4 protein-coding genes are annotated in these 5,359 nt (G+C 37.7%); all 4 read right to left on the reverse strand.

The window, feature by feature from the left end:
• Window positions 1-219: 219 nt before the first annotated feature.
• The 4 genes from GXX20_00410 to GXX20_00425 all read right to left on the reverse strand — a co-directional run bounded on the left by GXX20_00410 (window position 220) and on the right by GXX20_00425 (window position 5,209).
• Entirely contained in the window at window positions 220-1,446 is a 1,227-nt protein-coding gene (locus tag GXX20_00410; GenBank protein ID HHW30131.1) for a hypothetical protein, read from the reverse strand.
• A 29-nt stretch (window positions 1,447-1,475) separates the two neighbouring features.
• Window positions 1,476-2,552: a (Fe-S)-binding protein gene (locus GXX20_00415; GenBank protein HHW30132.1), complete on the reverse strand. Its 1,077-nt coding sequence runs from the start codon at window positions 2,550-2,552 to the stop codon at window positions 1,476-1,478.
• A 13-nt stretch (window positions 2,553-2,565) separates the two neighbouring features.
• A complete protein-coding gene (locus GXX20_00420) occupies window positions 2,566-4,005 on the reverse strand; it encodes an FAD-binding oxidoreductase (protein HHW30133.1) in 1,440 nt (479 codons plus the stop codon).
• 346 nt (window positions 4,006-4,351) lie between these two features.
• Window positions 4,352-5,209: a MurR/RpiR family transcriptional regulator gene (locus GXX20_00425; protein ID HHW30134.1), complete on the reverse strand. Its 858-nt coding sequence runs from the start codon at window positions 5,207-5,209 to the stop codon at window positions 4,352-4,354.
• Window positions 5,210-5,359 lie beyond the last annotated feature (150 nt).

Below are 5,359 nucleotides of genomic sequence, written 5' to 3' on the forward strand. Positions count from 1 at the left end.
GGCCTTGCACTTCTCTTTTTTTCGTGTTATCTTACATTTAGTGGCTTCCATTTGTAGGTTTTTTTCTTTTTAGACCTACTAGAAGTCTTTCAGGTCTCATTTCTTTCATACTAAGTTAACAGAGCCCTTTTTAAAGTTTTAATTTAGATGGGTTTTATATTAATTTAATTTAAAATAGTTTTTTATTTATTTAGTTTGATTATTAGTTAAGTTTTATAATTAGTATGAATTTTTGATTAACCTGATCATTTCACTTGCAGCGGCTGTTGCAAAGGCATCATCATTTATATGATTGTCGAGAGCTATAAAGTTTATTTCTTTTTTAAGCTTATCCTTAAAGATTTGATACATTTGTTTCCTGCCTTCCGGATTATCGAGGGCAAAGCCTTCCTTATCCTGGGAGCAAAGTCCCCTAAGAGGGAACAGGACTGTTACAGGCCCTTCGGCCCTGTTTAATTTCTCAACGATGGTATCAGCAACTTTTATGCATTCCTCAGTTGTCAGGGATACTAATGTTATTTCTTTATTATGGTAATATCTTGACCTTCCTTCATACTTGGGATCCAATGATTCCTGGGTGCTCAGAACCAGAATATCAGCTGCTCCGGGCACAACAACAAGGGGTATACGTTTTTCAACAGCTGCATCCATGCGCCTGCTGCTGCATTTATGGAGTCCTCCGTAATGCATTCCAACCATCTCATTTAATGCCCAATCGAATACACCGTTAAAGTAGTTTTCCTGGACCATTCTGTCCATACATTCTCCGCCAACGCCATTTGCATGGAAGGTGTATACCTCAAAATTCTCATTTTCAAACATAGGAAGGATAATTTTTACTGCCGGAGGCGTTATGGTTCCAAGCAATGTCATGCCTACCCTCTTTGTCATAACGGGTTCTTCCTGGGATTTGAATTTCAGCATGCCCACAATTGCATTGACTCCATTTTCAAAGATCCTTTTGCTAACTGAATTTAATCCAAGGATATCAACCACTGTATGCATTACCATAGCATCATTATGGCCTATGATCTCACCAAATTTGTGTTCTCCTGAAGCTATGGTGGAAAGGGTAAGCTTTGGTGCCAGGAGTGGCAATGCTTCCATGGCGCTCTTGGCGATTATGGCTCCTTCTGCGCCACCTATGGCAATTAAAGCATCAATTTTACCTTCCTTGCTCATTTTTGATACAACTTTCCAAATACCTTCAATCATTCCGTTAACAGCAGCGCCTCTGGATCCTCTTGCAATCAGTTCCTCAATCGTGTATCCTGCAGCCTGCGCTACTTCATGTCTCGAAGTATCAGGAACCACCCCGACCGGATCCCGTAGTATTCCACAGTCTATAACCCATCCCCGCAACCCGTGCTTTTCGACTAAACTTCTGATATACTGAGCTTCACGGCCTTTGGTGTCACAGGTTGCAACAATTGCTACCGTTTTCATGTGACCACCTCACTAGTTTAATAATGATATTAAAGCGCTTTATCAACAAATTCTGCCAAACTATATACATTAACTCCGGCTTGCTTAAGCCCTACATAATCATTGGCTGCTGATACAATAATGGCATCAGCCCCGGTTTCAGCAAATTCATTAATAATCCGCAGAAGCATTTTATCTGCAATATTCGGGCATAATGAGGAATATAAAGCATTCGGAGTAGCATGTGCTTCTTTTTTATACCAAAGCATCTCAATTAGCTCTGTTCCTGGAACAGAAGCCAGAATTTTTCTTGGCGATTCTGTATTATCGCATTTTCTTGAAAGGAAACTATCATCATGGTATACTACTTTATTATCAACTCCATTGGAAAATCTTATACCAGCTTCTTCTACGAATTCGCTGAAATCCAATACTCTTGCTTCCAGCTTCAAACCGAATATTTCATTAAGATTGCTTAAAAAATACCTTTCTTGTGTATCAAGGGCTACTATTGTTTTTGCCCCGGTGGACTTCAATTGCTCTATAAGGTCCAGTGCTTTTTGATAAGCTTCATTGTAGTATCCAAGACTATAAAGTTCATAAGTTCCTCTTACTTCATTTACACCGGCAACCTTTATACCAAGTTTATTGAATACTGACAGGGCTGCTTTTGCAATTTCAACTGCCTTAAAAGGTATGACTCCTCCTGCAAGAAGCAGTACATCACCTTTATCGGGCAATGAAGCCCACAAGTTCTTGAACTCGTCAGAAATATTTGATGAATAAACATTATCCCATTCCATCAAAGTATTCTTTAAATCTTTTACATGCTTAGGTTCAATATTTAAATCAACAGAGTCTCTCCTTGCTGCCAGAATAAATTCCTGAGGGTCATAATTGCCTTTGCACCAGCTACGGCAATAATCGCACAAGCAACATTTATACATGGCTTCAGCAAATGGCTCATCAAATTTGATGATATCTTTTTCTGCTGCGTATAAGGCAAGTCCGCGAGATCTTGGTGACTGAGTCTCGTCATTAGTCATGGTTGCAACTGTACAAACCTGGCGGCACATCCAACAAAATCTGCAATTATCATAATGGTTTTTTGTATTAAGGTAATTCATCGATTGATTCCTCCTAAACTCCCATTTTACCCGGATTCATTATATTGTTTGGATCAAGAGCCTTCTTAAGTTTGGTCAAGACTTGCATAGCTGGTCCATATTGTGCTTCCATCATATGTCCAAGCTTAAGTCCGACTCCATGATGCTCATTTATAATTCCGCCGTGCTCCAGGCAAACTTTTATACATTCAGACCATATTTTCTGATAAAGCCTTATTGCTTCATTAGGATCTTCAGGTACATAATCTTTATCAACGATAAATCTGTCATACATCATGCATCCCCAATCATACCAGTGTGAGAAGTGCGCAATAAATTTGGTACCTGGAAAACTTTCTGCTTTCTTTTTCATAGCCCAATAGATATCCTCAATTTTGTCATAGGTAGCTACAGTATCCATTGTTCCGAAAGCTTCGGGAAGGTCCAGACAATAAGGCGGGAAATAGAATTTGTATTTATTTATCCACCACTGATCACCAAATTTACTTCCAAGGTCTCTTATGGCTGTTCTCTTGCAAATTTCTATGGCCTTACTCATCTGAATGTCCACTATTTCTTCTTCTCCATCAAATCCAAATACAAGGAATGATCCAGCACCAACTTTTTCACCAAAAACTCTTTCAATCTGGTGGATGGTTTCAGGCTCGTCGTACATTCTTATTACAGTTGGCTGCAGCCTTGCATTCATTATTTTTCTTCCTGCTTCCAATGAGTCATGCATATCTTTAAAGAGGAAGGCCATAAACTTGCGGCATTTGGGATGTTCAAAAACTTTTAATGTTGCTTTTGTAATTATTCCGAAAGTACCTTCAGATCCTACAAAGAACTGGTTCAGATCAGGTCCTGCGGCATTCCTTGGAACAGGAAGAGTATTAATTATATCACCATTTGGAAGAACTACTTCCATATTTACAATTAAATCTTCTATTTTACCATACTTGGTTGAAAGCACCCCGGTGCCTCTATGTGCCAGGAAACCACCAAGAGTCGCGCATCCTACTGAAGCAGGAAGATGCATTGTTGAATACCCTTTCTTATTTATTTCCCATTCAAGATGCTGATGGATAATACCGGTTTCGGCAGTTACAGTATAAGCACTTTCGTTAAGTTCAATAACTCTGTTCATTTTTTTCATATCAACACAAATGCCACCTTCAACCGGCAATGCGCCACCCTGTGAACCAGAGCCCCCTCCCCATGGTATAACAGGGATTTTATAGTAATTGGCTATTTTTACTATTTTGGATACTTCTTCTGCAGAATTTGGATAAACTATACAGTCAGGCATTTTGGGTTTTCTACCTCTGTCCACCCAAACCCTTGGAATCCAGTAATAATCAACGGCATGTACCAGTTTATCTACTTCTATGGTGCTTACATTTTCGGCACCTACAACATCTTCCAATTCCGAGATAATCATTTGATCCCTGTAATTTCTATTAATGGTTTTCATCGGCATTTCCTGACAGCTGCCGCTGTCATACTCCCTCCTTTTGTTTTTCTCCAGCAATTATAAAGTGACTTGATGATAATAGTGACTTAGTGATTAATGATATAGGTATTAATTGTAAATTTCAGATATTATGTCAACCAAAAAAACAAAATAGTTATACTAATAATGGAATGCTTTCCATCATGAATCCTATATAATTCTTTATTTAATTTTTAATGTACAAATAGTTTGAGTACTGTATATTCTGAAGAATTGTCAGAGTGATTAAAAATGTCCTGTAAGTCAGAAGATAAAAATTAAATATCTATGATGAATGAATTCATTCTTATATTCTTAATTATTATTCTTAATATTTTTTACTCTGAAGTTCTTTTTCAATTCTGTTCACTCTTGTGAATGCCCCTTCAGAGTCTTTCAGAGAAATATAAATATAAATCGAATCAATGATCGCTAGTTGTGCAAACCGAGATGAAAGACCCATTATTCTGTGCTTAACCTCTTCAGATGAGGTAAACAGAGCAATGTCACTTACTTTAGTTATTGGAGAAGACCCGTAATTAGTTATACATATTGTTGTTGCTCCGTACTTTTTAGATAATTGAAGTGCTTCCACTACATCACGGGAACTTCCGCTATGAGAAATTCCAACAGCTACATCTCCTTTTTTCAATCCGGTAGCTGTTATTGTCTGCATATGGGAATCAGAGTATGATACGCAATATATACCGGCCCTGGTCATTTTATGGGCAAAGTCTGCCGCAATAGCAGCGGAATTACCTACACCGTAAACCACCATCCTGTTACATGATCTGATTGCTTCAGCTGCAGCTTCTAAGCTGTCTTTATCTAATATTGCTTTGGTTAATTGTAATGTTGACGTAATACTTTCAATTTCTTTACAATAAATGTCAAAGCATGTATCTGTTTCAGAAGCCTCACTAAAAATTGTTTCTATAGGAGTTGAGATTTCTTGTGCCAAAGATATTTTAAAATCCTGAAAACCTCTGTAGCCGAGCTTTCTGCATGTTCTTACAACTGTTGCTTCACTTGTGTTTGTGTTTTCTGCTACTTCAGTGATAGTCAGGCGGATTATAGAGTTAATATTTTCGAGAATATAACTGCAAATTTTTTTATCTGACTTAGATAATTTATCAAACAGCGACTCTATTTTTATTATGGTAGGTAATTGGTGGCTATTTTTCATAATTTAACTCCTATAGTATATTGGTGTTCTGTTAACTTAATAATAAAATGAGACCTGAAACGCTTCTGGTATAATGGAAATTGCCACAAACCATTACCTCCCAGAAAGGAGCGTTTAGGTCTCATGACTATTATACCACCAAACGTTGTA

Source organism: Clostridiaceae bacterium (assembly GCA_012840395.1).
GTDB lineage: Bacteria > Bacillota > Clostridia > Acetivibrionales > DULL01 > DULL01.

Coding starts and splice junctions, on each gene's coding strand:
- GXX20_00410 (HHW30131.1), bottom strand. CDS start 1,446: ATGAAAACGGTAGCAATTGTTGCAACCTGTGACACCAAAGGCCGTGAA.
- GXX20_00415 (HHW30132.1), bottom strand. CDS start 2,552: ATGAATTACCTTAATACAAAAAACCATTATGATAATTGCAGATTTTGT.
- GXX20_00420 (HHW30133.1), bottom strand. CDS start 4,005: ATGAAAACCATTAATAGAAATTACAGGGATCAAATGATTATCTCGGAA.
- GXX20_00425 (HHW30134.1), bottom strand. CDS start 5,209: ATGAAAAATAGCCACCAATTACCTACCATAATAAAAATAGAGTCGCTG.